This window comes from Nonomuraea roseoviolacea subsp. carminata, from assembly GCF_024172185.1.
GTDB lineage: Bacteria > Actinomycetota > Actinomycetes > Streptosporangiales > Streptosporangiaceae > Nonomuraea > Nonomuraea roseoviolacea.
Genome location: NZ_JAMZEC010000001.1, coordinates 9,252,314 through 9,276,006 on the forward strand (window position 1 = coordinate 9,252,314; position 23,693 = coordinate 9,276,006).

General features: G+C 73.7%; 23 protein-coding genes. 11 read left to right on the plus strand and 12 right to left on the minus strand.

The window, feature by feature from the left end; all coding sequences use genetic code 11:
• Positions 1-21: 21 nt before the first annotated feature.
• Positions 22-651, minus strand: a complete 630-nt coding sequence (locus HD595_RS43100; protein ID WP_253779992.1) for a TetR/AcrR family transcriptional regulator — start codon at positions 649-651, stop codon at positions 22-24.
• Positions 652-730: 79 nt separating this feature from the next.
• Here HD595_RS43100 and HD595_RS43105 point away from each other — a divergent pair, with 79 nt between their 5' ends.
• Entirely contained in the window at positions 731-1,501 is a 771-nt protein-coding gene (locus HD595_RS43105; protein WP_253779994.1) for an SDR family oxidoreductase, read from the plus strand.
• 19 nt (positions 1,502-1,520) lie between these two features.
• Here the strand turns inward: HD595_RS43105 and HD595_RS43110 are convergent, their stop codons facing one another.
• Positions 1,521-1,925 carry a nuclear transport factor 2 family protein gene (locus HD595_RS43110; RefSeq protein WP_253779996.1) on the minus strand — a complete coding sequence of 135 codons (405 nt, stop codon included), beginning with the start codon at positions 1,923-1,925 and terminating at the stop codon, positions 1,521-1,523.
• 65 nt (positions 1,926-1,990) lie between these two features.
• Here HD595_RS43110 and HD595_RS43115 point away from each other — a divergent pair, with 65 nt between their 5' ends.
• Positions 1,991-2,569: a TetR/AcrR family transcriptional regulator gene (locus tag HD595_RS43115; RefSeq protein ID WP_253779999.1), complete on the plus strand. Its 579-nt coding sequence runs from the start codon at positions 1,991-1,993 to the stop codon at positions 2,567-2,569.
• Here the strand turns inward: HD595_RS43115 and HD595_RS43120 are convergent.
• The 8 genes from HD595_RS43120 to HD595_RS43155 form a co-directional block, all read right to left on the minus strand.
• Positions 2,556-3,992, minus strand: a complete 1,437-nt coding sequence (locus tag HD595_RS43120; RefSeq protein ID WP_253780001.1) for an aldehyde dehydrogenase family protein — start codon at positions 3,990-3,992, stop codon at positions 2,556-2,558. The genes HD595_RS43115 and HD595_RS43120 overlap by 14 nt on opposite strands.
• Positions 3,989-4,993: a P1 family peptidase gene (locus HD595_RS43125; RefSeq protein WP_253780003.1), complete on the minus strand. Its 1,005-nt coding sequence runs from the start codon at positions 4,991-4,993 to the stop codon at positions 3,989-3,991. Before HD595_RS43125 ends, HD595_RS43120 begins: the two co-directional genes overlap by 4 nt.
• Positions 4,994-5,084: 91 nt before the next feature.
• A complete protein-coding gene (locus HD595_RS43130) occupies positions 5,085-6,266 on the minus strand; it encodes a M20 family metallopeptidase (RefSeq protein WP_253780006.1) in 1,182 nt (393 codons plus the stop codon).
• Positions 6,263-7,111 carry an ATP-binding cassette domain-containing protein gene (locus HD595_RS43135; RefSeq protein WP_253780008.1) on the minus strand — a complete coding sequence of 283 codons (849 nt, stop codon included), beginning with the start codon at positions 7,109-7,111 and terminating at the stop codon, positions 6,263-6,265. Before HD595_RS43135 ends, HD595_RS43130 begins: the two co-directional genes overlap by 4 nt.
• Complete coding sequence (locus HD595_RS43140) at positions 7,080-8,063, minus strand: ABC transporter ATP-binding protein (protein ID WP_253780010.1); 984 nt, start codon at positions 8,061-8,063, stop codon at positions 7,080-7,082. The genes HD595_RS43135 and HD595_RS43140 overlap by 32 nt, the downstream gene beginning before the upstream one ends.
• 8 nt (positions 8,064-8,071) lie before the next feature.
• The gene (locus HD595_RS43145; RefSeq protein ID WP_253780012.1) at positions 8,072-8,908 is read right to left on the minus strand and encodes an ABC transporter permease; all 837 of its coding nucleotides are present in this window, start codon (positions 8,906-8,908) and stop codon (positions 8,072-8,074) included.
• On the minus strand, positions 8,905-9,852 hold the full coding sequence (locus HD595_RS43150; RefSeq protein ID WP_253780014.1) for an ABC transporter permease: 948 nt from the start codon (positions 9,850-9,852) through the stop codon (positions 8,905-8,907). Before HD595_RS43150 ends, HD595_RS43145 begins: the two co-directional genes overlap by 4 nt.
• Positions 9,849-11,339: an ABC transporter substrate-binding protein gene (locus tag HD595_RS43155; RefSeq protein WP_253780016.1), complete on the minus strand. Its 1,491-nt coding sequence runs from the start codon at positions 11,337-11,339 to the stop codon at positions 9,849-9,851. Before HD595_RS43155 ends, HD595_RS43150 begins: the two co-directional genes overlap by 4 nt.
• 97 nt (positions 11,340-11,436) lie before the next feature.
• On the opposite strand from HD595_RS43155, the gene HD595_RS43160 reads away from it, so the two are divergent.
• From HD595_RS43160 to HD595_RS43180, 5 genes are all read left to right on the plus strand, one after another.
• Positions 11,437-12,210: a FadR/GntR family transcriptional regulator gene (locus HD595_RS43160; RefSeq protein ID WP_253780018.1), complete on the plus strand. Its 774-nt coding sequence runs from the start codon at positions 11,437-11,439 to the stop codon at positions 12,208-12,210.
• Between the two features lie 112 nt (positions 12,211-12,322).
• Positions 12,323-13,291, plus strand: coding sequence for an adenylate/guanylate cyclase domain-containing protein (locus HD595_RS43165; protein ID WP_253780021.1), 969 nt, complete (start codon positions 12,323-12,325; stop codon positions 13,289-13,291).
• A 118-nt stretch (positions 13,292-13,409) separates the two neighbouring features.
• Positions 13,410-13,898: a SigE family RNA polymerase sigma factor gene (locus HD595_RS43170; RefSeq protein WP_253780024.1), complete on the plus strand. Its 489-nt coding sequence runs from the start codon at positions 13,410-13,412 to the stop codon at positions 13,896-13,898.
• Positions 13,895-14,947: a hypothetical protein gene (locus HD595_RS43175; protein ID WP_253780027.1), complete on the plus strand. Its 1,053-nt coding sequence runs from the start codon at positions 13,895-13,897 to the stop codon at positions 14,945-14,947. The genes HD595_RS43170 and HD595_RS43175 overlap by 4 nt, the downstream gene beginning before the upstream one ends.
• 163 nt (positions 14,948-15,110) lie before the next feature.
• The gene (locus HD595_RS43180; protein ID WP_253780030.1) at positions 15,111-17,306 is read left to right on the plus strand and encodes a choice-of-anchor J domain-containing protein; all 2,196 of its coding nucleotides are present in this window, start codon (positions 15,111-15,113) and stop codon (positions 17,304-17,306) included.
• A gap of 103 nt (positions 17,307-17,409) precedes the next feature.
• Here HD595_RS43180 and HD595_RS43185 read toward each other — a convergent pair whose 3' ends face one another.
• Positions 17,410-17,697: a hypothetical protein gene (locus HD595_RS43185; RefSeq protein WP_253780032.1), complete on the minus strand. Its 288-nt coding sequence runs from the start codon at positions 17,695-17,697 to the stop codon at positions 17,410-17,412.
• Positions 17,698-18,087: 390 nt separating this feature from the next.
• Between HD595_RS43185 and HD595_RS43190 the strand changes: the two genes are divergently transcribed.
• The 4 genes from HD595_RS43190 to HD595_RS43205 all read left to right on the plus strand — a co-directional run bounded on the left by HD595_RS43190 (position 18,088) and on the right by HD595_RS43205 (position 22,853).
• Positions 18,088-19,122: a helix-turn-helix domain-containing protein gene (locus HD595_RS43190; RefSeq protein ID WP_253780034.1), complete on the plus strand. Its 1,035-nt coding sequence runs from the start codon at positions 18,088-18,090 to the stop codon at positions 19,120-19,122.
• An 81-nt stretch (positions 19,123-19,203) separates the two neighbouring features.
• Entirely contained in the window at positions 19,204-20,433 is a 1,230-nt protein-coding gene (locus HD595_RS43195; RefSeq protein ID WP_253780040.1) for a hypothetical protein, read from the plus strand.
• Between the two features lie 59 nt (positions 20,434-20,492).
• Positions 20,493-21,047, plus strand: coding sequence for a GNAT family N-acetyltransferase (locus tag HD595_RS43200; protein WP_253780041.1), 555 nt, complete (start codon positions 20,493-20,495; stop codon positions 21,045-21,047).
• Between the two features lie 282 nt (positions 21,048-21,329).
• The gene (locus HD595_RS43205; protein WP_253780042.1) at positions 21,330-22,853 is read left to right on the plus strand and encodes an acyl-CoA synthetase; all 1,524 of its coding nucleotides are present in this window, start codon (positions 21,330-21,332) and stop codon (positions 22,851-22,853) included.
• Positions 22,854-23,009: 156 nt separating this feature from the next.
• Here HD595_RS43205 and HD595_RS43210 read toward each other — a convergent pair whose 3' ends face one another.
• Positions 23,010-23,663: a GntR family transcriptional regulator gene (locus HD595_RS43210; protein ID WP_253780043.1), complete on the minus strand. Its 654-nt coding sequence runs from the start codon at positions 23,661-23,663 to the stop codon at positions 23,010-23,012.
• Positions 23,664-23,693: the final 30 nt, after the last annotated feature.

Sequence of the window (23,693 nt, forward strand, 5' to 3'; positions counted from 1 at the left end):
CGCTCAGGCGGGCCGATCCGCTCAGGCGGGCCAGGCCGCGAGGGCCAGGTCGGCCGTGGCGGCCAGCTCGGCCGCCGTCGCGCCGTCGAGGGAGCGCTGGGACATGCCCTGGATGATCGTCGCGAAGTAGGAGGCCAGCGCTCGCGGGTCGGCGTCCTCCGGCAGCTCGCCGTCGCGCTGGGCGGCGCGCAGCCGCGCCTCGAAGGTGACCAGGTTGGCGTTGCGCAGCTCGCGCAGGAACGCCGCCACCTCCTCGTCCTCGACGCTCACGTTGGTGGCGGCGCAGATGGTCAGGCATCCGGCGGGGTGCGACGGGTCGGCGTAGATCGCGGCGGCCTCGCGCAGGATGCGGGCGAACGCGCCCCGCGCGGTGGGCTCCTCCTCCAGCGCCACGCCCATGAACGCGCCTGCCGGTGAGCGGCCGTAGGCGGCCACGGCCTCCCTGAACAGGGCCTTCTTGTCGCCGAAGGCGGCGTACAGGCTGCCCGGCCGGATGCCCATCGCCTCGGTCAGCTCACCGACCGAGGTGGCCTCGTACCCGCGCCGCCAGAACAGCAGCGTGGCGGCGGCGAGCGCCGCCTCGCGGTCGAACCCCCGCGGCCTGCCCCGCGCCGCCCGCCGGCCCGGCGCGGCCCCTGTGCCCGTCGTCATGCCCGCATTCTAGAGCGACCACTCAACAAATCGTGCTACCGTCTTTCTTGAGCGATTACTCAAGAAATGGAGAGCATCCATGAGCAGGAGTCTTGACGGCAAGGTCGCGCTGGTCACCGGAGGCGGCAGGGGCATCGGCCGGGCGATCGCGGAGCGGCTGGGCCGCGACGGCGCGGTGGTGGCCGTGGCCTACGCCCGTGACACCGCCGCGGCCGAGGAGGTCGTCGCCCGGATCGGCAAGGACGGCGGCCGGGCGTTCGCGATCCAGGCCGAGCTGGGCCGGCACGGTGACGCGGCCGCGTTGTGGGAGGCGTTCGACGCCGCGGTCGAGGAGTTCGCGCCCGGCGGGGGCGTGGACGTCATCGTCAACAACGCGGCCGTGGCGACCAGCTCCGACCTTGGCGGGCTGAGCGAGGAGGAGTTCGACCGGGTGTTCGCGGTGAACGTGCGGGCGCCGTTCTTCATCGTCAAGGAGGGGCTGGGCCGGCTGCGCGACGGCGGCCGGATCGTCAACGTCTCCAGCGGCGCCGCCCGCATCGCGATGCCCGAGATCATCGCCTACAGCTCCACCAAGGGGGCCCTCGACACGTTCACCCTCACCCTGGCCAAGGCGCTCGGGCCGCGCGGCATCACGGTCAACTCGGTCGCGCCCGGCATCGTGGACACCGACGTCAACGCGAGCTGGCTGCGCGGCGACCCGGAGGCGTGGGAGCGCGCCGCGTCGGTGGCGGCGCTCGGCCGCGTGGGGCGGCCGGAGGACATCGCGGACGTCGTCGCGTTCCTCGCCTCGGACGACGCCCGCTGGGTGACGGGCCGCATCGTGGACGCCACGGGCGGCTCCGGCCTGTGACCCTCCTCGCCTCCTCGCCTCAGGCGGCCGGGGCGAGCGCCTCGTGCCAGCGCGCCGTGTCGGTGTACTGGTGCAGGCGGCTGATCCGGCCGTCGGCGACTTCCCACAGGTGGACGAACTCGGCCTCGTACGCCCGGCCGGTCGAGCGGGCCACGCCCCGGTAGGTGCCCGCGACGACCACGGTGCCGTCGGCGGCCTCGTGCCACCGCTCGGCGTACGGGGCGGTGGCGAACGCGGCGTTGATCGGGCCCCAGATCCCGGCCATCGCCTCCCGCGGGCCGTGGAAGGAGCCGCCGGCGCCGCACGGCAGGCCGGGCGCGGTGCGCGCCTCGAACGCGGGATGCAGGACCGCGAGGATCCCGGCCCCGTCCCCCGCCTGGGTCGCCTCATAGAAACGCTGGACGATCTCGGTGGATCGGCTCATGCCGCCCTCCCTTTTTTAGATGGTAGATTCTAGAATCAATCATCTAATATCACGGGAGGCGGCGGGTGGGAAGGCCGGGCAAGTTCACCGAGGACCGGATCCTGGACACGGCGATGGCGATCACCGCCGAGGAGGGGCCCGCCGCGGCCACCATGGCCGCCATCGCCGGGCGGCTGGGCGCGCCGACCGGCTCGCTCTACCATCGCTTCGCCTCGCGCGACCTGCTGATGGCCGCGCTGTGGCTGCGCGGCGTGCGCCGCTTCCAGCACGGCGTGATCGAGGCGCTGGCGGCGGGGGACGTGGAGGCGGCCGCCCTGCACACCCCGCGCTGGTGCCGCGACCACCTGGCCGAGGCGGCGACGGTGCTGCTCCACCGCCGGGAGCTGGTCGCGCGGTGGCCCGGCGAGCTGGCCGGCCAGCTGGAGGGCGTCAACACCGGCCTGGCGGCGGCGCTCGACGCGTGCGCGGCCCGCCTTCCCGGCGTGGGCCGCGAGCGGCTGCTCTTCGCCGTGGTCGACCTGCCCTACGGGGCCGTGCGGCGCCACCTGATGGCCGGGCAGCCTCCCCCTCCGCTGGTCGACGAGCTGGTGGCCCGCGCCTGCCGCGCCGTGCTGGACCCCGTACCCGAGGTCAGGGGCGGATGATCGCCATGCGGGTGACCGTGAGCTCCTCGATGGCGAAGCGGGGGCCCTCCCGCCCGGCGCCCGAGTCCTTGACGCCCCCGTACGGCATGTTGTCCGCCCGGAACCCGGGCACGTCGTTGACCACCACGCCCCCGGCCTCGATGCGCTCGATCGCGGCGAACGCCGTGGCCAGCGAGCGGGTGAAGACCGCGGCGTGCAGGCCGTACCGGGAGGCGTTGACCGCGGCGAAGGCGGCGTCGAGGTCCGGCACGGAGCGCACGCACACGACCGGGCCGAAGATCTCCTCGTCCCACGCGGCGGCCCCGTCCGGCACGTCCGCCAGCACCGTCGGCGCGATGGCCCGGCCGTCGCGGACGCCGCCCGTGACGAGCGTGCCGCCCGACTCCCGCACCCAGCCGAGCACCCGCTCGGTGGCGGCCGGGTCGATCAGCGGCGCGACCCGGGTCTGCGGCGAGCGCGGGTCGCCCGCGACGACGTCCTTCACCCGCTCGGCCAGCAGCGCCACGAACGCCTCGCGCGCCGGCTCCTCCACCAGCACCCGCTGCACCGAGATGCACGCCTGGCCGGAGGCGTAGTAGCCGCCCCGCACCACCGCGTCCGCGGCGGCCTCCAGGTCGGCGTCGGCGGCCACCACGAGCGCGGCGTTCGAGCCGAGCTCCAGCAGGACCTTGGTGGGCGCGGCGGCCCGTGCGATGGCGTGGCCGGCGGCGGCCGAGCCGGTGAACGACACCGCGCCGATCCGCCGGTCCTCCACCAGCGTCCGCCCGACCTCGACGTCGCCGGTGACGAGCTGCACCCCGGCCGGGGGAAGCCCGGCCGCCGAGCGCAGCAGGTGCACGAGCCAGAGCGTGGCCAGGGGCGTCGCGGGAGCCGGCTTGACGATCACCGGGCAGCCCGCGGCCACCGCGGGGGCGATCTTGTGGGCGGCCAGCAGCAGCGGGTAGTTGAAGCCGGTGATGCCGACCACCACGCCGATCGGCCGCCGGGTCCAGAAGCCGACCAGCCCCTCGCCCGAGGGCAGCAGGTCGAGCGGCACGGTCTCGCCGTGCAGCCGGGCCACCTCCTCGGCCGCCGTGGCGAGCGTGACCAGCGTGCGGGCAACCTCCACCCGGCAGTCCACCAGCGGCTTGCCGGTCTCCAGCACGAGCAGCCGCTCGACGTCCTCCCGGCGGGCCGCGAGCGCGTCGTGCGCGCCCATGAGCGCGGCGCGGCGGGCGTGCGAGGGCAGCGCGGCCATGGCCGGCGCCACCGCCAGCGCCTCCTCGACGGCGCGCCGGGCCAGGTCCGGCGTGCCGACCGGCGAGCTCGCCACCACCGAGCCGTCGTACGGGAAGACGACCTCGCGCTCCTGCCCCGTCTCCGCCCATCCGTCGCCCACGGGCAGCCCGGACGGCCACGCCCCCTTCAGATCGTCCACCGTCACGCCACTCCCCCTCGAGCGCTGGGAAACACGTCGAGGTACGCGGGCGCGCCCTCGCGGCCGGTCGCGGCGAGCATGGCGTGCGCCACGGCCCGGCTGAACACGTCGGCCCCGGCGGCGAGCAGGTCCTGCAGCCCGTCGGGGTCCGGCGCGGGCTCGCCGCAGGTGGCCAGCCCGAAGACGGTGTCGCCGTCGACCATGGTGTGGGCCGGCCGGATCGCGCGGGCCAGCCCGTCGTGGGCGACGCCGGCCAGCTTGCCGCACTGCGCCTTGGTCAGGGTCAGGTCGGTGGCGACGACGCCGATCGTGGTGTTGAACGAGGTGACGGCGGCGGGCCGCCAGGCGTCCGACTCCTCGGCCGACGGCTCGCGCAGCGGCCCGAACTCGCCGGGCAGGCCGTACCGGGTGCCGGACAGGAAGGCGCGGCCCGGGTCGAGCACCGAACCGGCGGCGTTGACCACGGCCAGCGCGGCGACGGTCACGCCGGAGGGCAGCACGGCGCTGGCCGTGCCGACGCCCCCGGCCAGCCCGCCCGCCACGGCGCCGGCGCCCGCGCCGACCGACCCGTTGCGCGCCTCGGCGGGCGAGGCGGCGTCGTAGGCGGCGGCGCCCAGCGCGGCGTCCGGCACGGCGCGGAACCGGCCGCCGCGCCCGAGGTCGTAGATGACGGCGGCGGGCACGATGGGCACCACGCCGCCCTCGACGGGGAAGCCGATCCCGGCGTCGGCCAGCCGCTCCATGACGCCGCAGGCGGCGCTCAGGCCGTACGCGCTGCCGCCGGTGAGCGTGACCGCGTGGACCCGCTCGACGAGGTTGCGCGGGTCGAGCAGCTCGGTCTCGCGGGTGCCGGGCGCGGCGCCGCGCACGTCCACCCCGGCGACCATGCCGCCCGGGGGCGCGAGCACGACGGTCGTGCCCGTGCGGTAGCCGTCGCCGACCCGCTCGGCGTGCCCGACGCGCAGCCCGGCCACGTCGACCAGGGCGTTCGCCCGCCCGGCCTTCACGACGCCCTCCCGGCCGCGAACCGCCCGCCCCTGACGACCGCCTTCCGCGCAGCGAAGCACCCGGCCTCCACGACCGCCTCCCGCGCCGGGCTCACGAGGCGCTCCGCGTCAGGAAGCGGCGGGCGGCCTCGGCGAAGACGCGGGCGCAGCGCACGATCTCCTCCACCTCGACGTACTCGTCGGCCTGGTGGGCGATCCACTTGCCGCCCGGCCCGTACACGACGGACGGCACGCCGCCCCAGTGCGTCAGGACGGTACCGTCGGTCGAGCCGGGCACGCCCCCGTAGACGGGCTCCTCGCCGGTGACGGCCCGGTGCGCTGCGGCCAGCGCGGCGACCACGGGGTCGTCCACGGGCACCTCCACCGGCGGCCGGTCCACGAGGACCGACACCTCCGCCGCGATCCCGTCGTGGGAGGCCAGCTCCCGCACCCGGGCGGCGACGTCCGCGTGCGCGAGCCCGGGGATCGTCCGCACGTCCACGAAGACCGACGCGACCGCCGGGATGACGTTGACCTGCTCCTCGGTGCCCGCCCGCACCACGGTCGGCGTCACGTACACCTCGCCCAGGTGCTCGTGCGCGGGATGCGCCGCCTGGAGCTCCTTCTCCAGGGAACGCAGCCCCACGAGCAGGGCGCCCACGGCCTGGATGGGGTTGCGCCCGTGCTGCGGCATCGCGCCGTGCGCCATCTTGCCGGTGAGGTCCACGCGCAGCCGCAGCGCGCCCTTGGCGACCGCGCAGATCTCGCCCGCCTCCGGCTCGGCCACGATCGCGCCGTCGACGTCGGCGGCCAGGCCCTCGGCGACGAAGTGGTGGGCGCCGATCATCAGGCCCTCCTCGTCGGCCAGCGCGCACACCTTGATCCGCCCGGGGAACGGCCCGGCGAGCTGGAGCGCCCGCGTGGCGTAGAGGGCGGCGGCCAGGCCCGACTTCATGTCGGCGCTGCCCCGGCCCCACAGCTTCCCGTCGCGGATCTCGCCGCCGAACGGGTCCACGGTCCAGCTCGACAGGTCGCCCTCGGTGACCACGTCGGTGTGCCCCTCGAACATGAGGGTCGGCCCGTCACCGCCGCCGCCCTCGACGACGGCCACCACGTTGGGCCGGCCGGGCTCGACCTCGTACACGCGCGGCTCCCAGCCCCACTCCCGCATCCGCGCCTCGACCAGCTCGGCGGCCGGCCGCTCGCAGCGTCCGCGCGCCGGGTCGTTGGTGCTGGGGATGCGCACCAGCGCCTGGGTGAACTCCACGACTCCCCGGGCGTCGACGTCGATCACAGCAGTCCCTCCAGGGTCGGCACGGCCGCCAGCAGCGCCCGCGTGTACGGGTGGCCCGGCGCCTCCCAGACGTCGTCCACCGGGCCGGTCTCCACGATCAGCCCGTCGTGGACGACCGCGACGCTCTCGCACAGGTGCCGGACCACGGCCAGGTCGTGCGAGACGAAGACGAGGGTGAGCCCCAGCTCGTCGGCGAGGTCGGCGAGCAGGTTGAGGATCTGGCCGCGTACCGACACGTCGAGGGCGCTGACCGGCTCGTCGGCGACGAGCACCTCGGGGCGGGGGGCGAGCGCGCGGGCGATCGCGATGCGCTGGCGCTGCCCGCCGGAGAACTGGTGCGGGTAGCGATCGGCCGCCGAGGCGGGCAGGCCGACCGCGTCCAGCAGCTCGGCGACCCGGCCGCCCACGGGCTCGCCGAGCGCCACGAGCGGCTCGGCGACGAGGTCGCGCACCCGCATGCGCGGGTCGAGGGAGCTCATCGGGTCCTGGAAGACGATCTGGAGGCTGCGCCGCAGGAAGCGCAGCGACCGCTCCGGCAGGCCCGCCACCTCCCGGCCGGCGAAGGTGACGGAACCGCTCGTGGGCCGGTCGAGGGCGCACAGCAGGCGCAGCAGCGTGGACTTGCCCGAGCCGGACTCGCCCACGATGCCGAAGCGCTCGCCCCGGTGGACGGTCAGCGACACGCCCTTGAGCGCGTGCACGGCCTCGCCGGGGCGGGTGAGGGAGGTGCGGGGGCGGCGGTAGACGCGGGTGAGGTCGCGCGCCTCGATCAGCGGCTCGCGGGCGGGGCCACCGGCGGGGGCGCGCACGGGGTCAGCCTCGGGGGTGCCAGCAGGCGAAGGCATGACCGTCTCCTCTCGGCTCCGGGCCCGTCAGCTCAGCGGGGCCCGTCGGCTCCTCGGGGCCCGTCGGCTCCTCGGGGCCCGTCAGGTCGGGGGCGGTCTCGCAGGTCTCGGTGGCGTGGGCGCAGCGGTCGCGGAACACGCAGCCCCCGGGGAAGCGCCCGGCGGCGGGCACGGCGCCCGGGATGGTGGCCAGGCGAGTGCCGCGCGGCGGCAGCCGGGAGGCGGCCAGCAGGCCCTCGGTGTAGCGGTGGCGGGGGTGCTTGAACACCTCGCGCAGGGGCCCGCTCTCGACGACCCGCCCGCCGTACATGACCAGCACCCGCTCGCAGAGCGAGGCGACGACGGCGAGGTCGTGCGTGATGAACAGCAGCGCGGGCGCGACCTCGGCGATGAGCTCCAGCATCTGCTTCTGCACGGTCACGTCGAGCGCGGTGGTCGGCTCGTCGCAGATGAGCAGGTCGGGCTCGTTGGCCAGGGCGATGGCCAGCATGACGCGCTGGCGCTGGCCGCCGGAGAGCTGGTGCGGGTAGGAGCGGGCGATCCGCTCCGGGTCGGGCAGGCGGACCCGGCCGAGCAGCTCGGCGGCGCGCTCGCGGGCGCGGCCCTTGGCGACGCCGTGCAGGGTCATGACCTCGGCGACCTGCGCGCCGACCCGCATCAGGGGGTTGAGCGCGGTCATCGGCTCCTGGAAGACCATCGACACCGTACGGCCGCGCAGGTCCTTGAGCCTCCGCTCGGGCACGCCCACCAGGTCGCGATCACCCAGCCTGGCCGTGCCGGACGCGGTGACGCCGTCGGGCAGCAGCCCCATGAGCGCGAGCGCGGTCAGCGACTTGCCGGAGCCCGACTCACCGATGAGGCCGACCCGCTCGCCCGGCCCGATGCCGAACGACACCTCCCGCACCAGCTCCAGGTCCTCGGCCCGCACGCTCAAGCCCTCAACCGTCAGCACGGCTCCCCCTAACCACGGGCACTCCTCAGCTTCGGGTCGAGGTGGTCGCGCAGACCGTCGCCCAGCAGGTTGAAGCCGAGGACGGCCAGCGCGATGGCCAGCCCCGGCCACAGGGCCAGGCGGGGCGTGGAGAACAGCAGCTCCTGCGACTCCTGGAGCATGCGCCCCCACGACGGCGTGGGCGGGCGGGTGCCGAAACCGAGGAACGACAGCGCCGCCTCCGCCAGGATGGCGATGGCGAACGACACCGACGCCTGGACGATGAGCACCGAGCCGATGTTCGGCAGCACGTGCCGCACGGCGATGGCCGGGCCGCGGCGGCCGGCCGCCCGCGCGGCCAGCACGTAGTCGGTCACCATGACCTGCATCGTCGCCGCCCTGGCCACCCGGGCGAACGCGGGCACGGTGGCCACCCCGATCGCGATCATCGCGGTCAGCGTGCCCGCCCCGTAGACGGCGCCCAGCATGACGGCCAGCAGCAGCGCCGGGAACGCGAACACGAGGTCGTTGACCCGCATGATCAGCTCCGAGAGCCAGCCCCGCGAGCGGGGCGCCATGCCGGCGGCCACGCCCAGCGGCGTGCCGACGACGGCGGCGATGCCCACGGCGACCACCCCCACGTAGAGCGTGGTGCGGGCGCCGACCATGAGCTGGCTGAGCGTGTCGCGGCCGAACTTGTCGGCGCCGAGCAGGTAACCGCCGCCGGGCTCGCGCAGCTTGCCGGCCGCGTCGACGAGGGTGGGGTCGTGCGGCGTCCACACGAAGGACACGAGCGCGGCGGCCACGACGACGCCGACCAGCGCGCCGCCGGTCACCAGGCCGAGGTTGAGGCGCCGGCCGCTCATCGGGCGCCCCGCAGCCGCGGGTCGAGGACGGCGTAGCAGACGTCCACCACGAAGTTGATCAGCAAGACGGCGGCCACCAGCACCATCACCACCCCCTGGACGAGCAGCAGGTCGCGCCCGGCGACGCCGTTGAGCAGCAGGTCGCCGAGCCCCGGGATGACGAACACCCGCTCCACCACCACGGCGCCGATCAGCAGGGTGGCGAGCTGGAGGCCGAGCACGGTCACCACGGGGATGGAGGCGTTGCGCAGGCCGTGCCGCCACAGGGCGCCCATGCGGCCGCGGCCCTTGGCGCGGGCCGTGCGCAGGTAGTCCTCGCGCATCACGTCGAGCACGGCGCTGCGCACGTACCGGGTGAGGACGGCGCCCTGCACGAGGCCGAGCGACAGCCACGGCAGCAGCAGGCTCCGCAGCCACTCGGCGGGGTCGTCGGCGATCGGCACGTAGCCGCCCGAGGGCAGCGCCTGCGCCTTCACCGCGAAGACGAACACCAGCAGGATGCCCGCCAGGAACGCGGGGATCGCGATGCCGACCTGGCTGACCGCGCTGATGGCCGCGCCCAGGGGGTCGCGGTGGTGGACGGCGGCGAACGTGCCGGCCGGCACGGCGACGATCAGCGCCACCACCATGCCGCCGAGCACGAGCACCGTGGTGACGCCGAGGCGCTCGGCGATCTGCGGGCCGATGGGCGAGCTGGTGACGTAGGAGGTGCCGAAGTCGCCGTGGGCCAGCCCGCCGAACCAGTCGAGGAACTGGGCGGCGGGCGGCCGGTCGGTGCCGAAGCGGGCGCGCAGCTCGGCGACCGCCTCGGGCGTGGCGTTGACGCCGAGCGCGATCTCGGCGGGGTCGCCGGGCAGCACGGCCATGAACGCGAAGACCGCCACGCCCGCGGCGGCGACGCTCGCGAGGAGCACCGCCAGCCGCTTGAGCAGGTAGACGATCACTGCTTGGCGAGCCCGGTGAAGTCGAAGGACTCGGCGATGGCGTTCTGGGGCAGCCCGGTGACGCCCTTCTTGGCCACGATCAGGTTGGGGAACAGGAACAGCCAGTCGGCGGCGGCGTCGTCGGACAGCAGCTTGGCGGCCTGCTTGAGGTCGTCGGTCTGCTGCTGCTCGCTGCCCTCGTCGGCGGAGGCGAGGAGCTTGCCGAACGCGGGGTTGTCGTACCTGAAGTAGTAGGACTTGTCAGCAAATATGCCCATGTCGCGGGGCTCGACGTGGTTGATGATGGACATGTCGTAGTCGCCCTGCTTGAACACCACGTCCAGCCAGCGGGCTGGGAACTCCAGCGGCTCGATGTCGGCCGTGATGCCCACCTGCGCGAGCTGCGACTTGACCACCTGGGCGGAGGCCACGGCGTACGGCAGGTTGGGGATGCGCATCTTGACCGTGTACGTCTTGCCGCCGAGCAGCTCCTTGGCCTTGGCGGGGTCGTACGGGTAGTCGCCGGTGCGGTCCTCGTACCAGGGGTCGGTGGGCGGGACCATGGAGCCGATCAGCTTGCCGCGCCCGGCCCAGGCCGTGTCGAGCAGCGCCTTGTGGTCGATCGCGTACCGGACGGCCTGGCGCGCCTTCTTGTCGTCGAACGGCGGCCGGCCGTTGTTCAGCGACAGGACCACCTCGCCGTTGGTGGTGCCCTCGACCGTGGTGAACCGGTTGGGGTCGGCGAACTGCTGCAGCGACTCGGGCGCCTGGACGCTGGAGATGACGTCGATGCCGCCGGTCAGCAGCGCGTTGTTCATGGCCGTGGCGTCCTTGAAGTACTTCAGCGTCACGGTGCCGGCGGCCGGCTTGGTCCCCCAGTACTTCGGGTTGGCGTCGAGCCGGATCGAGTCGCCCCGCTTCCAGGCGCCGAGCTGGTAGGGGCCGGTGCCGACGGGCTTGTTGGCCAGGTCGGCGACGCCGGTGCGGCTGAACATCGCGCCGAGCCGGGTGGCCAGCGCGTAGAGGAAGCCGTTGCTGGGCCGCTTGAGCGTGACGACCGCCGTCGTGTCGTCCTTCTTGTCCACCTTGTCGATGACGTCGAACTGCGACTTGATCTTCAGCTTCCAGTCTGTCCTCACGCGGCCGAGCGAGAAGACGACGTCGTCGGCCGTGAACGGGGCCCCGCTGCTGAACGTGACGTTCTTGCGGAGGGTGAAGGTGTAGGTTTTGCGGTCGGGCGAGACGTCCCACTTCTCGGCCAGCAACGGCTGGATCCTGCCGTCCTGGTCGAGCTTGACCAGACCCTCGTAGACGTTGACGAGCAGCGCCTGCGGGATCGCGGCGCCCTCGGTCGAGGTGAAGTCGAGATTGGCCGGCTCGGCGACGAACCCGACCGACAGCGACTCCTTCGCGGCCGTCCCGCCGGAGCGGCCGCCGGAGCCGCCGCCGCACGCCGCCGTGCCCAGCAGGAGACCGCCCAGGGCGATCCAGATGCCGATGCGCCTCATGTTCAAGCCTCCTGGCTAGTGCCCTGGCTAGTGCACTGGTCGGACCAGTAGGCTACGCACACTGCCAGCCGACGACGGCTCAGGTCAAGGGGGCTTCATGAGTGGTCCACGCTTCGAGCCGGTGCGCACCGTACGCGCCTATGAGCGGATCGTGGAGCAGGTCGAGCAGGCCATCGAGAGCGGCGCCCTGTCCCCCGGGCAGCGGCTGCCGAGCGAGCGCGACCTGATGGGCCAGTTCTCGGTCAGCCGGTCCACGGTGCGCGAGGCGCTGCGCGTGCTCCAGGCGCGCGGCCTGGTGCGCTCGCGTCCCGGCGACCCGAACGGCGCCGAGGTCCTGCCGTTCAGCCCCGACGCGCTGCAGAAGTCCATGGCCTCGCTGGCCCGGGTCGAGGGCCTGTCGCTGGGTGAGCTGGTGCAGTTCCGCATGGTGCTCGACGGGTCGGCGAACCTGCTCGCGGCCCGGCTGCGCACCGCCGGTCAGCTCGCCGAGATGCAGGCGGCCATCGAGCGGATGCGCGAGGCGGTCACGGAGGGCTACGACGCGTTCAGCGCCGCCGACGTGGCCTTCCACGACGCGGTGGCGCGCGCCAGCGGCAACAAGCTCATCCAGATCTGCGTCGAGGTCGTGCGCTCGATCGTGCTCGGCCTGGTCGCCGACCGGCTCGCCGACGCGCCCGACCGGGAGGCGCTGATGCGGCGCAGCATCCGCCACCACGAGGAGGTGCTGGCCGCCGTGCGCGACGGCGACGGCCCGCTCGCGGCGCGGCTGGCGCGGCGGACGATGTACGACTACTACGCGGGGTACGTGCCGGCGGCCGAGCGCCCCGCGCTGCGCGCCCTGCTGGACCAGCCGAACGCCGTGCCGGAGTAGGCCCGCGCCCGCCGGGCCGGGTCCGGTCCCGGCGCTCGGTATGGAGCGGGACACGTCCGGTCACCTTGGGATTTGGACGCGCTATCTGCCGTTAACGGTGTATCTTGCAGCCGTGGCTCGCGAGGATTCGGACGGGCTCGCCGAGGCGTTCCTGCGCGAGCCCCGTCGCTACACCAGCCACCAGGTCGCGGAGATGGCCGGGGTGCCGGTCTACCGCGCGCGCCGGTTCTGGCGCGCGCTCGGCTTCCCCAACGTGGCCGACGACGCCGTCGAGTTCACCGACGCCGACGTGGAGGCCCTGAAGACCCTGCTCGGCATGGTCAGCTCCGGCGTCTACGACGAGGAGCACGTGCTGCTCATCGCCCGCTCGCTGGGCCGGGCCACCACGCGGCTGGCCGAGTCGCAGGCGCAGCTCGGCGCCGAGGAGCTGGACCAGGCGGGCGTGCCGCTGGCCGAGCGGGCCCGCGCCTGGCGCCGCCGGGCCGACCGGGTGGTGCCGCCGCTCGCGCGGCTGCTCGTCTACTCGTGGCAGCGGCAGCTCGCCGCCGCGGCCGGGCGCATGGTCGACCAGGACCACAGCGCGGTACGCCTGGCCGTCGGCTTCGCCGACCTCGTCGGGTTCACCCGGCTGAGCCGGCAGATCACCGAGCGGGAGCTGGCCACGCTGGTCGACCGCTTCGAGGGCCGGTCGGCCGACGTCGTGACCTCCTCCGGCGGCCGGGTGGTCAAGACGCTCGGCGACTCGGTGCTGTTCGTCTCGGGCAAGGCCCACGAGACCGCCGAGATCGGGCTGCGGCTGCTGGAGACGCACGCCAAGGTCCGCGGCATGCCGGAGCTGCGGGTGGGGCTGGCCGCGGGGCCGGTGATCTGGCGGATGGGCGACGTGTTCGGCACGACGGTCAACCTGGCCAGCAGGCTCACGGCGCTGGCCCGGCCGGGCACCATCCTGGCCGACCCGGAGATGGCCGAGGAGCTGGAGGGCGACCGCGCCTTCGAGCTGCGCCCGGTCAGCAAGCTGTCGGTACGCGGGCTGGGCGAGCTGGTGCCGTTCGCGATCACGCGCTCGGGCCGCGCCACCTGACGGTCTCCCCGGGCGGGCAACCGGGCGGGCGCGTCGATGCGTCACTAGCCGCAGTGGCCCTCACCGGGAGGGCCGCGGGACACGCGTGCGGCGCGCCGCGCCGGCGGGAGGCGGACTGGTGGCGGACAGAGCGATCTATCAGGAATTCGTGCAGGCGCGGTCGGACCGCCTGTTACGCACGGCCTACCTGCTGACCCGCGACTGGGCGCTGGCCGAGGACCTGCTGCAGGAGTCCCTGGCCAAGGTGTGGTTCGCCTGGCCCGGCGTGGAGGACCCGGAGGCGTACGTGCGCCGGGTGCTGGTCACGACGTACACCTCGTGGTGGCGGCGGAAGTGGCGGCGCGAGCTGCCCAGCGACGACCTGCCGGACACGCCCGTGGACGGCGGCGCCGAGCGCGCCGGCGACCGGGAGTCGCTGTGGAGGGCGGTCGGCCGCCTCCCGGCCCGGCAGCGCGCGGTGATCGTGCTGCGCTTCTACGAGGACCTGCCGGTGGCCGAGGTGGCGCGGACGCTCGGCTGCGGGACCGGGACGGTCAAGAGCCAGACCGCCAAGGCCCTGGCCAAGCTGCGCGTGGACGAATCGATCCTGGAGGAGGTCTCCCGATGACCGTACGCGACCTGCGGGACGTCCTGCGCGAGCACGGCGACGCCGCTCCCCCGCCCAACCCGGCCCGCCACGAGCAGGTGCGGGCCCGCATCGGCCGGATCCGGCGGCGCCGGCGGCTCCTGGCGACCGGAACCGCGGCGGCGGCCGTGGCCGCCGTGCTGGGCGTCGTGGTCCTGCCAGGCGGGCCCGGTCAGCGCGGCGACACGACGGTGGCCGTGGACTCCGCCGCGACACCGGCCGGGGACACCCCCACGCCGAAGCTGCCGGAGACGTTCACCGCGCCCGACGGGACCGTCTACCGGCGCCTGGCCATGACCTCGATCGGCGCGACGGGCAGCAGGAAGGCCACCGTCACGATCCCGGTCACCGGCAAGCCGCTGGACGTGGCCGGAGTGTGCACCCCGCGGGGCGAGGCGCCCTCCGGCATCCAGATCCGCATCGACGGCCGGCCGACGACGAACGGCGGCCTCATCTGCGCGCGCGGCCGGCAGCCCCAGCGCCGGCTTGAGCCGCTGACCGTGCCCGCGGGCCTGGGCCGGGCCACGATCACCTTCGACACGACCACGCACGGCTCGACCTGCGGGCGGCCCGACCCCAAGAATCCCTGTCGCCCGGTGACACCGGAGCGCGTCCCCTGGGACCTGGCCGTCTACGAGTGGACGCCCCCGCAACAGCCGGTCCAGCCCGCCGCGCCCAAGGCGTTCCCCCGGACCAGCGCCGGCTGGAAGCTGGCGGACACCGGGACCGGGACCTGGCCGGGGAGGACGTCCCTGAAGTTCCGGGTGCGCGGTGACGGCGGCCAGATCGGCCTGGACGCGGTCTGCACCGGTGACCTGGGCGCCCGCCTGTGGTTCAGGTACGAGATCGACGGCAAGGACACCGGCGCGGCCGGCGGCTGCGCCGTGTGGGAGAAGGGGCCGTACCCCATGGCCATGACGTTGTTCAAGAGCCGCAAGGGCAAGCCCATGACGATCACTGTCAAGCCGTTCGTGGAGTCTTCCGTCGAGGGCCGGCCGATCCGGTGGTCGGTGGGGCTCTTCCGGCGCTAGCCGCGACGACGGGAACGGTCCCGGGCGGCGGCGTGGAGGGCGCGCGAGCACGAAATCGGCCGGCGGTTGTTGGCAACTGATCGGCTTGCGCGCCCCCACGGCCCCGGGTGATAACGGCATGTCACCCCAACAAACCCGGGCAACACCCACAAAAGGGGGTTCCATGGCGCGCCACCGGATCATCGGGCTCGCAGCCACGCTCCTCGCCTTACCCCTCCTCACGGCCCTTCCCGCCACCGCGGAGGCCGCGCCGAAGGCACCGGCGCCGTCGGACGTGCGGGAGCTCACCCGCAAGGACTTCACCCTCGACGGCAAGCCCGTCAAGGTGCCCTCCGCCTACAAGGCCAGGCCCAGCGCCAGGGCCAAGGCCGCGGACACGCCGCCGGTCGGCACCGTGCGGCAGTGGCTCGGCATGGACGACTTCAACGGCAGGCTCTACCGCAAGGACTACACGCTGCGCGCCGTCGGCGAGAACATCGAGGTCTGGGTCGCCAACGACCTGGCCTTCCCGGCCGGCGACTGCCGCGCGCAGGTCCCGAGCAGCACGCAGATCACCGACGCCCAGGTGACGGACCTCGCGCGCGAGTTCGACACCAACATGTACCCGAAGGAGACCGCGGCCTTCAGCCGGCCGCCGGACCGCGACGGCACCCACGCCGTCCTGGGCCCGGACGCCAACGGCAACGGCGGCGTCTACACCGGCGCCGGCAACCGGACCGTGACGCTCGTCGACAACGTCAGGGACGACAACTTCTACCAGTTCCCGGCCGCCCCGACCTACATCGCCGGGTTCTTCTCCGCGCAGTTCAACGAGCTGCTCGACCGCAACGTGATGACGATCGACGCGTTCGACTGGCTGCACCGCACCGGCGCCAACCCGCCGGACGAGCCCACGGCCGACCTGTGCACCTCGCGCCCGGCGCGGCCCCGCCAGTACGAGAAGACGTTCGCGCACGAGTGGCAGCACCTGGCCCACTACTACACCGACCCCCTCGAGACCACCTGGATGAACGAGGGCCTGTCGGACTTCGCGCAGACCATCACCGGCTATGCCAACGCCCAGGCCACCGTCTTCGACCGGGGCGCCGACAGCCACATCTTCTGCTACCAGGGCTTCGGCACCGTGCAGACGCCGTACAACACCAACCCGCGTGACTGCGGCGGGCCGGAGAACTCGCTGAACCTGTGGGGCGAGGGCGCCGACGCCAGCGGGGTGCTCGCCGACTACGGCAACGCGTACTCGTTCATGCTGTTCCTGTACGACAGGTACGGCACGGACTTCATGAGCCGGCTGCACCGCGACGGCGACCTGCAGGGCCTGGCCAGCCTGAAGGCGGCGCTGGAATCGCGCGGCGTGAAGAACATGTACCAGGTGATCCACGACTACCAGACGATGACACTGGTGGACAAGGTCGTCGGGGAGTCGGCCCATGGCGTGATGCTCGGCGTGCCGAAGAAGCGGGTGACGACCGCCAGCCTGCGCTCGACGGTCAACCTGGACAACCCCGCCGCGTACAAGACCGCCGGGGCCGCGCCGAACGGCGCCGACTTCGTGCCGCTGCAGAAGGCGGACGGCAAGGTCCTGCGCGGCGCCGACCTGCGGTCGCTGTCGTTCGAGGGCGCGAAGACGCTGCCGCCGCAGCCGCTGGCCTGGACCGTCGTCTCCGACGACCCGGACCGCGCGGGCAACCCGGTGCTCTGGTCGGGCAACGCCAGCAACCTCGACGCCGCCGCGGTGACCAAGCTGACGGTCCCCACGACGGACCCGACGCTGCGCTTCCTGGCCAAGTACGGGGCGGAGGCCGGGTTCGACTACGGCTACGTGATCGTCTCGACGGACGGCGGGGCGACCTACACCGCGATCGCCGGCGACCACACGGTGACGGGCCCGCTCGGGCCGGCGGTCAACGGCACCACCACCGGCTTCCAGCCGCACACCTACTCGCTGGCCGCGTACGCGGGCAAGGAGATCCTGCTCGGCTTCCGCTACGTCAGCGACGGCGGCGTCAACGAGGGCGGCTTCAAGATCGACGATGTCACGGTCGGCGGGACGGCCGTGAGCGACGGGTCGAGCCTGGAGCCGTTCGACTCGCCGACGGAGATCTACCCGACGCCGGTCGCCAACTGGAACGTCCGCCTCGTCGGCCTGGACGACAAGCACCAGGTGGCCCTGCAGCTGGAGTCCGACGGGCGGCGCACGATCACGCTCAACCGGCTGCAGCTCGCCGTGCTGGCGCCGTTCCCGAAGGTGGTGGCGGTGGTGGCCTACGACGACCCGACGGAGCAGGTGGGGCAGTACGCGCCGTACACGCTGAAGGTGAACGGCGTCACCCAGCCGGGCGGCGCGGCGCAGCCGTGACGCCGATGTGACCCGTGAGGGAAGGCGCCTGCCGCGCGGCGGCGGGCGCCTTTCTCGCGCGTCCGTCCGCCCGGGCCGGCGCCTTCTCGCGCCCGGCCCGCCGTCAGAGGGGGCCGACGGCGAGCGCGACCTGCGCGATGATCGCCACGGCGGCCAGCGCGCCGAACGCGGTGAGCGCGATCAGCACGAGCAGCACGCGCAGCAGGGTGGACACGACCCGCGACGCCTGACGGATCAGCATGATCATGAGCCAGAAGGACACGGCCGCGAGCAGGTAGAGGACGCCACGCGCGGCGGTGACCCCCTCGGGGCTGGCCATGGTGGCCTGCGGCCCGGAGGAACCGCTCATGGCCGTTGCCAGGAGGGTGTGGAGGGTTAGGGTTGCAGACATCGAGGTTCCTGAGGTGTGACGCGCCGATGGGGGCCTGGACGAGTGCGGGCACTCCTGGTGATCGTTTGCGCCGACCCGGGGGTGCCTGCCCTTTTCGTGAGTGCTCAGCCCGCGCCCTTGGCAGCGGGTCCGGCGGATCTCTGATCCTCATGGCGGCCTCGCCGGTATAGTTTCAGTTAATCTTCAGCGGCTTTGACAGCCTTTCCTGACAAAGGGATGCCCCCTCCCCGTACGCTCTAACCACCCCCACGAGCCGGGGTTGACCTGCAGATCAACCCCATGCGAGGCAGACCGGCGACCTCGCGCCGCCGACCAGGGCATTCACCCTCGCATTCAGGATTGAGTAGAGGTTTACTGAAGGCACTGAACTTCAGATTTGGGGGTGGCACCATGGAGGGTTCCGGTCAGGCCCTGGCGCGGCGCCTGCGCGCGCTGCGCACCCAGCGCTGGCCGCACTCCAGGATCAGCCAGGAGCGGCTGGCGCGGGCCCTCGGCGTGAGCGCCCCGCTCATCTCCTCCTTCGAGTCGGCCAAGGACCCCAAGACGCCCAAGCCCGCCCGGCTCGACGCCTACGCCACGCTGTTCTGCACCGAGCGGTCCCTGCGGGACGGCGACCTGCGTCCGCTGGCCCTCGACGAGCTGACGCCCGCGGAGCTCCTCGCCCGCGAGGAGCTGCGACGCGAGCTGCTGGACCTGCGCGCCGCGGCGCTCGGCGACACGGTGCGCGCGCCGCGACGGCCCGCCGCCAACCTGTGGGACTTCGGCGACGGCAACCAGATCACCCTGGTCTGCGCGCGGCTCCCGCCGACCATGCTGGCCCGCATGCCGTACGTCGAGCCCGACGACCCCGACTACATCGAGCTGTACACCTACGCCGACCTCGACGCGCTGTTCGAGCTGCACGGCCACATCCGCGCCGTCAACCCGGGCAGCGAGGTGCGCCGCCACACGCCGCCGGACCTGGAGCCCGACGACCTGACCGCGCACCTGGTGCTGCTTGGCGGCATCGACTGGAACGAGATCACCACCGACGTGCTCAAGCGCCTCGACCTGCCGGTCGAGCAGGTCACCGACTGGGAGAGCGGGGCGCCGCCCTACTTCCTGGCCGGCGGCGAGCGGCACTGCCCGCGGCTCGACGGCGGGGTGCTGCACGAGGACGTGGCCCTGTTCTACCGCGGCCCCAACCCGCTGAACCGCAAGCGCACCCTGACGATCTGCAACGGCATGTACGGCCGGGGCACGCTCGGCGCCGTGCGGGCGCTGACCGACAGCCGCTTCCGTGACCGCAACTCCGCCTTCGTCCGGGAACGCTTCGCCGGTGAGGCGTCGTTCGGCATCCTGAGCCGGGTCTCGATCGTCAAGGGCCTGGCGCTGACGCCCGACTGGACGCAGAAGGAGTCGAGGTTGTTCGAATGGCCTGAATGACGGCCGCGCACCGGCGGCGCGGGCGTCGAGGGTCTCGCCCCTGTCCCTCATGGTTGCTGTCTCTCTTGGACGCGTGAACGTTTGAACCACACCCTTGCCAGCTCTCCGCCGCCCGCCGGCGGGGACGGCGCGCCCGCGCGGTCGTCCTGCGCGCCGGGCGTGCGCTCGGGGGACCACCACGGGTCCCACCGGCACCTGCTCCTGGCGCCCGGCGCCGCGACCGGAGAGGGCCGGATCGACGCCGTCGTCGTGCCGACGGTGCGACATCGTCTGCGGCTGGGCCACGCCGCGACCCTGGCGAGGGAGCTCGGCTGCCCGCTCCTCGTGCTCTGCAGCGGCCCGTACACTGGGACGGCGCACCTGCGCCCCCTCGGCGCGCTGGGGGCCGAGGTGATCGCCGTCGACTTCGCGGGCAGCGCGGCGCTGCGGCTGCCCCGCTTCGAGACCTCGGCGATCCTGCCGCCCCGCTTCCGCCGCAGGACCGACACCGCGGCCAAGCGCAACCTCGCGCTGGCGCTGGCGCGGATGCTCTCCTGGGAGCGCGTCGTCTTCCTCGACGACGACATCGAGGTCGGCGAGCCCGGCGACCTGCGCCGGGCGGCCGGGCTGCTCGACCGGTTCAGCGCCGTCGGCCTGTCGATCGCCGGCTTCCCGGACAACTCGGTCGTCTGCCACGCCTACCGGGCCGTCGGCGGCGCGCAGGAGTCGTTCGTCGGGGGCGGCGCGCTGGCCGTGGAGACCGCGCGCGACGTCGCGTTCTTCCCCGACATCTACAACGAGGACTGGTTCTACCTGCTCGAAGGTGACGGACTGCGCCCGCTGGCCGTGACCGGCACCGTACGGCAGGCGCCGTACGACCCCTTCCGCACCCCCGACCGGGCGCGCAACGAGGAGCTGGGCGACGTGCTGGCCGAGGGCCTGTTCTGGCTGCTGGACGAGGGCCGCACCATCGACGACGCGCACCACGGGCACTGGGAGGAGTTCCTGGCCCGCAGGCACCGGTTCATCACGGGCGTCCTGCGGCGTCTCCCCGGCGCGTCCGTGGAGCCCGCGGAGAGGCGGCGCATGGAGGAGGCGCTGAAGGCGGCGCTGGGCCGTCTGGCGATCATCACGCCGGACCTGTGCCTGGCCTACCTCGACGCCTGGCGGGCCGACCGGAAGTCCTGGAGCGACTTCGCCGCCCTCCTGCCGGCCGCCGGGACGGTGGACGAGGCCCTGCGCGCGCTGGCGGCCCCGGGCCACCGGCCGTTCACCACCCTGCGCCTGAACCCGCCCAGATCTGCCAAGCGTGATCGGTCGCCTTCGGCGTGACCTGACAGATTGTCGTTACGCGCTTGTTATGAACCGATTGACCCGTCGATCGTGAACGTATGCGCTATGTCCGGATTCGGGCGGCCGTGGAGAAGGATCTTCCCGCGCTCGCGGGCGCCCTCGGGGAGGAGCCGTACTTCGTCACCCACCTCGCCCGGCAGCGAGCCGGGCACGGCGTGCTCCTGGTCGCCTGGCGGGCCTTCACCCCGGTCGGGCACGTGTACCTGTGGCTGGCACCGGCCGAGGAGCCCGAGGTCCGCGACCGGCTGCCCGGCGTGCCGCTGATCGTCCATCTGCGGGTGGCGCCGCAGCACCGCGGGCGGCGGATCGGGAGCCGGCTGATGGACGTGGCCGAGCGGCGGCTGAGCGAGCTGGGGCACGCGCGGGTGGCGCTCGGGGTGGACCTGGACAACCATCGCGCCCGCGCGCTGTACCGGCGGCGCGGCTACCGCGACTGGCCGTACCCGCCGGTGCCGACCACGCGTGAGGTGTTCCGGCCCGACGGGCGCGTGGAGGCGCTGGCCGACGTGTGCCACATCCTCGTCAAGGATCTGCGGGACGCGCCGCGGCCCTACTCCCGGCGCCCCGCCCCGGGCGAGGCGCGCCGCCTGTGAGGCGGCTCCGGCGCGTCGGGGAACGTCCGGCCGGGAATCTCGGGGCGCGCGCCACGTCGCAGAGCGCGACATCGGCCGCCCCTTCCGCGACGACCCGCCGGTCCTGACCGGCTTCATGCGCTTCCTCAGGCACGCCGACCACTGGCGGTGGGCCGAGGAGGAGAACGCGGCGGCGCTCGACGCGGCGCGCGCGGCGGGCGTCGGGTGCGGCCGTGGTCCGGCGGCCCCTCGCGGGCTAGGATCACCGAACATCGTTCTGGCCCCATGTGAGGATGTGCGCGGATGACCACTCGCCGGCATGCCATCGGAGACCTCCTGCGCCGCACGGCCGCGCGGCACCCCGCCAAGACCGCGATCGTGTACGGCGAGCTGCGGCAGAGCTACGCCGACCTCGACCGGGTGGTCAACCGCACCGCCAACGCCCTCGCCGCCCGCGGCGTGGGCAAGGGCGACCGGTTCGCGGTGTTCAGCCACAACAACCACGCGTTCGTGGTGGCCTACTTCGCGCTGGCCCGCCTCGGGGCGATCTCCGTGCCGGTCAACTTCATGCTCGGCGCGGCCGAGGTGGCCTACATCCTGGAGCACTCCGGGGCGACGGGCATCCTCGTGGAGGAGGCGCTGCTGCCGGTCGCGCGGGAGGCCGTCACCGGACGGGTCGCGGTCCGCGGGGTCATCGGCGCCGCGGACACCGGCTGGGAGGCGTTCGAGGAGTGGGCGGCGCACGGCGACGACTCCGAGCCCGACGTGGACATCGCCGACGACGACCCGGTGCAGCTCATGTACACCAGTGGCACCGAGTCGCGGCCCAAGGGCGCGGCCCTGTCCGGCCGGAGCCTGATCGCCCAGTACGTCACCTGCGTGGTGGACGGCGAGATGCGCCACGACGACGTCGAGGTGCACGCGCTGCCGCTCTACCACTGCGCGCAGCTGCACTGCTTCCTCACGCCCGGCGTCTACCTGGGCGCCACGAACATCGTCCTGCCCGGCCCCGACCCGGCCGCCGTCCTGGCCGCGATCGAGGCGGAGCGGGCCACCAAGCTGTTCTGCCCGCCGACCGTGTGGATCGCGCTGCTGCGCCACCCCGACTTCGACCGGCGCGACCTGTCGTCGCTGCGCAAGGGCTACTACGGGGCGTCCATCATGCCGGTGGAGGTGCTGAAGGAGATCGCCGCGCGGCTGCCGGAGGTGCGGCTGTTCAACTTCTACGGCCAGACCGAGATGGCGCCGGTAGCCACGATCCTCGGCCCGGACGAGCAGCTCACCCGCCTCGGCTCGGCCGGCCGCCCGGCGCTGAACGTGGAGACGCGCGTGGTGGACGAGGAGGACCGGCCGGTGCCGCCCGGGGTGGTGGGCGAGATCGTGCACCGCAGCCCGCACGCGATGCTCGGCTACTGGAACGACCCGGACAAGACCGCCGAGGTCTTCCGCGGCGGCTGGTTCCACAGCGGCGACCTCGGGGTCATGGACGCCGACGGCTACCTCACGGTCGTGGACCGCAAGAAGGACATGATCAAGTCGGGTGGCGAGAACGTGGCCAGCCGCGAGGTCGAGGAGGCCATCTACGGGCACCCGGCGGTGGCCGAGGCCGCCGTGTTCGGGGTGCCGGACGAGAGGTGGATCGAGGCGGTGACGGCCGCGGTGGTGCTGCGCGAGGGGGCCACGCTGACAGCCGAGGAGCTGATCGCGTTCCTGCGCGAGCGGCTGGCGCCGTTCAAGACACCCAAGCGGGTGACGTTCGTCGAGGCCCTGCCGAAGAACGCCAGCGGCAAGGTCCTCAAGCGCGAACTCCGCACCACCGCCCGCTGAACGACCGGCGGGATCAGCGCCGGCCTCTGACGACGGGCCGGGTGAGTGGCATCGAGAGCGGCTCGGACATGGTCGGATGAGCGACGGCAAGAGCGTTCGGCCGGCCTTGGACGACGGTCGGGTGGGCGGCGTCAGAGAGCTGCTCGGCCGGACGCGTCACGTGAGCGGCTTGTAGGCGCGTCCGGCGGCCTCGATGTGGGCCTTCGCGGCGCGCCGCGCGGCCTCCGCGTCGCCGGCCCGGATCGCGCGCACGATGGCCTGATGCTGCTCGGTGATCGCGCCGGCCCAGTGGGGGTCGTCCAGGTTGGCCACGGTCGTCACCGCGATCCGGTCCCACACCCGGTGCAGGGTCTCCTCCAGGAACGGGTTGCCCGCGGCGGCGCCGATCGCGCGGTGCAGCGCCAGGTTGGCCTGCGCGGAGGCCCGCGGATCGTGCGCACGCACCGCGGCCTCCACCTCCTCCACCGCGCGGTCGAGCGCGTCGACCTCGGCGGGGGCGAGGCGGCCCTGGGCCTGCCGCCCGGCGGCGAGTTCCGCCGCCAGGGCCTCCAGGTCGGCGCGCAGCACGAACAGGTGCTGCGCCTCCATCGGACTGAGCGCCGCGACGGCCACGCCCCGCGCGGCCGGGACGACCAGCCCGTCGGTCAGCAGCCGGCCGATGGCCTCGCGGACCGGCGTCCGGCTGACTCCCAGGTCGGCGGCCAGGGCCATCTCGGTGAGCCGCTGGCCGGGCGCGTACGCGCCGTCGGAGAAGCGGCGGCGCAGGGCCGCGTACACCGCTTGGGCGCTGCCGGGCTGAAGATCGGTCATACCATCAGTATACGTTGCATGCAACCCTGT